This is a genomic window from Citrobacter sp., from assembly GCF_050252275.1.
In the GTDB taxonomy this organism is placed as follows: Bacteria; Pseudomonadota; Gammaproteobacteria; order Enterobacterales; family Enterobacteriaceae; genus Citrobacter_A; species Citrobacter_A amalonaticus.
Genome location: NZ_JBFWLF010000424.1, coordinates 1 through 2,520, shown reverse-complemented (window position 1 = coordinate 2,520; position 2,520 = coordinate 1). Strand labels below are relative to the sequence as shown.

Sequence of the window (2,520 nt, the reverse complement as noted above, 5' to 3'; positions counted from 1 at the left end):
GGGTCTGGTGGATGCTATCCCGATGATCGCTGTAGGTCTGGGTCTGTACGTGATGTTCGCTGTCGCGTAGTAAGCGTTGCTTGAATTAAGAGCAATATCAGAACGTTAACTAGATAGAGGCATTGTGCTGTGAATCTTAACGCAACAATCCTCGGCCAGGCCATCGCGTTTGTCCTGTTTGTTCTGTTCTGCATGAAGTATGTATGGCCGCCGTTAATGGCTGCCATCGAGAAGCGTCAAAAAGAAATTGCTGACGGTCTTGCTTCTGCTGAACGCGCACACAAGGATCTTGACCTTGCAAAGGCCAGCGCGACCGACCAGCTGAAAAAAGCGAAGGCGGAAGCTCAGGTAATCATCGAGCAGGCGAACAAACGTCGCGCTCAGATCCTGGACGAAGCCAAAACGGAAGCAGAACAGGAACGTACTAAAATCGTGGCCCAGGCGCAGGCGGAAATTGATGCCGAGCGTAAACGTGCCCGTGAAGAGCTGCGTAAGCAAGTTGCTATCCTGGCTGTTGCTGGCGCCGAGAAGATCATCGAACGTTCCGTGGATGAAGCTGCTAACAGCGACATCGTGGATAAACTTGTCGCTGAACTGTAAGGAGGGAGGGGCTGATGTCTGAATTTGTTACGGTAGCTCGCCCCTACGCCAAAGCAGCTTTTGACTTTGCCGTCGAACACCAAAGTGTAGAGCGCTGGCAGGACATGCTGGCGTTTGCCGCCGAGGTGACTAAGAACGAACAAATGGCAGAGCTTCTCTCTGGCGCACTGGCGCCGGAAACGCTCGCCGGGTCGTTTATCGCAGTTTGCGGTGAGCAACTGGACGAAAACGGTCAGAACCTGATTAAGGTGATGGCTGAGAATAACCGTCTGAACGCGCTCCCGGATGTTCTTGAGCAGTTTATTCACCTGCGTGCCGCGAGTGAGTCTATCTCTGAGGTAGAAGTCACTTCCGCGAACGAACTGAGTGAAGAACAGCTTGCGAAGATTAGCGCTGCGATGGAAAAACGTCTGTCACGCAAAGTTAAGCTGAATTGCAAAATCGATAAGTCTGTAATGGCGGGCGTAATCATCCGTGCGGGTGATATGGTCATTGATGGCAGCGTACGCGGCCGTCTTGAACGTCTTGCAGACGTCTTGCAGTCTTAAGGGGACTGGAGCATGCAACTGAATTCCACCGAAATCAGCGAACTGATCAAGCAGCGCATTGCTCAGTTCAATGTTGTGAGTGAAGCTCACAACGAAGGTACTATTGTTTCTGTAAGTGACGGTGTTATCCGCATTCACGGCCTGGCCGATTGTATGCAGGGTGAGATGATTTCCCTGCCGGGTAACCGTTACGCTATCGCACTGAACCTGGAGCGCGACTCCGTGGGTGCAGTGGTGATGGGTCCATACGCTGACCTCGCCGAAGGTATGAAGGTTAAGTGTACGGGTCGTATTCTGGAAGTTCCGGTTGGCCGTGGCCTGCTGGGCCGTGTGGTTAACACACTGGGTTCTCCGATTGACGGTAAAGGTCCGGTTGATAACGATGGCTTCTCGCCAATCGAAGTTATCGCACCAGGCGTAATCGAACGTCAGTCCGTCGATCAGCCGGTGCAGACTGGTTATAAATCCGTTGATGCCATGATCCCAATCGGTCGTGGTCAGCGTGAATTGATCATCGGTGACCGTCAGACCGGTAAAACCGCGATGGCAATCGATGCCATCATCAACCAGCGTGATTCCGGCATTAAATGTGTGTACGTGGCTATCGGCCAGAAAGCGTCCACCATTTCTAACGTGGTTCGTAAACTGGAAGAACACGGCGCCCTGTCTAACACCATCGTTGTGGTAGCGACCGCGTCTGAATCTGCCGCACTGCAATACCTGGCGCCGTATGCCGGTTGCGCAATGGGCGAATACTTCCGTGATCGCGGTGAAGATGCGCTGATCGTTTATGATGACCTGTCTAAACAGGCTGTTGCTTACCGTCAGGTTTCCCTGCTGCTCCGTCGTCCGCCAGGACGTGAAGCATTCCCGGGCGACGTGTTCTACCTCCACTCCCGTCTGCTGGAGCGCGCATCCCGCGTTAACGCGGAATACGTTGAGAACTTCACCAAGGGTGAAGTGAAAGGTAAAACCGGCTCCCTGACCGCTCTGCCGATTATCGAAACTCAGGCGGGTGACGTTTCTGCGTTCGTTCCGACCAACGTAATTTCGATTACCGATGGTCAGATCTTCCTGGAAACTAACCTGTTCAACTCCGGTATTCGTCCGGCGGTTAACCCGGGTATCTCCGTATCTCGTGTAGGTGGTGCTGCTCAGACCAAGATTATCAAGAAACTGTCCGGTGGTATCCGTACCGCGCTGGCACAGTATCGTGAACTGGCTGCGTTCTCTCAGTTCGCATCCGATCTGGACGAAGCAACCCGTAAACAGCTGAGCCACGGTCAGAAAGTGACCGAGCTGCTGAAGCAGAAACAGTACGCACCAATGTCTGTTGCTCAGCAGGGCCTGGTACTGTTCGCGGCTGAACGCG

The 2,520-nt window shown here is 53.4% G+C and carries 3 protein-coding genes and 1 pseudogene; all 4 read left to right on the top strand.

Features of this window, described 5'->3' with window-relative positions:
• A pseudogene (locus tag AB7E14_RS22750) lies at window positions 1-70 on the top strand (F0F1 ATP synthase subunit C); the annotation flags it as partial.
• 59 nt (window positions 71-129) lie between these two features.
• Window positions 130-600 (top strand): F0F1 ATP synthase subunit B, encoded by a 471-nt coding sequence (gene atpF / locus AB7E14_RS22745; RefSeq protein WP_003827022.1) that lies wholly within the window; start codon window positions 130-132, stop codon window positions 598-600.
• A gap of 14 nt (window positions 601-614) precedes the next feature.
• Window positions 615-1,148: a F0F1 ATP synthase subunit delta gene (gene atpH / locus AB7E14_RS22740; RefSeq protein ID WP_042998754.1), complete on the top strand. Its 534-nt coding sequence runs from the start codon at window positions 615-617 to the stop codon at window positions 1,146-1,148.
• A 12-nt stretch (window positions 1,149-1,160) separates the two neighbouring features.
• On the top strand, window positions 1,161-2,520 hold a 1,360-nt coding region (gene atpA, locus AB7E14_RS22735; protein WP_428170006.1), incomplete at its 3' end, for a F0F1 ATP synthase subunit alpha.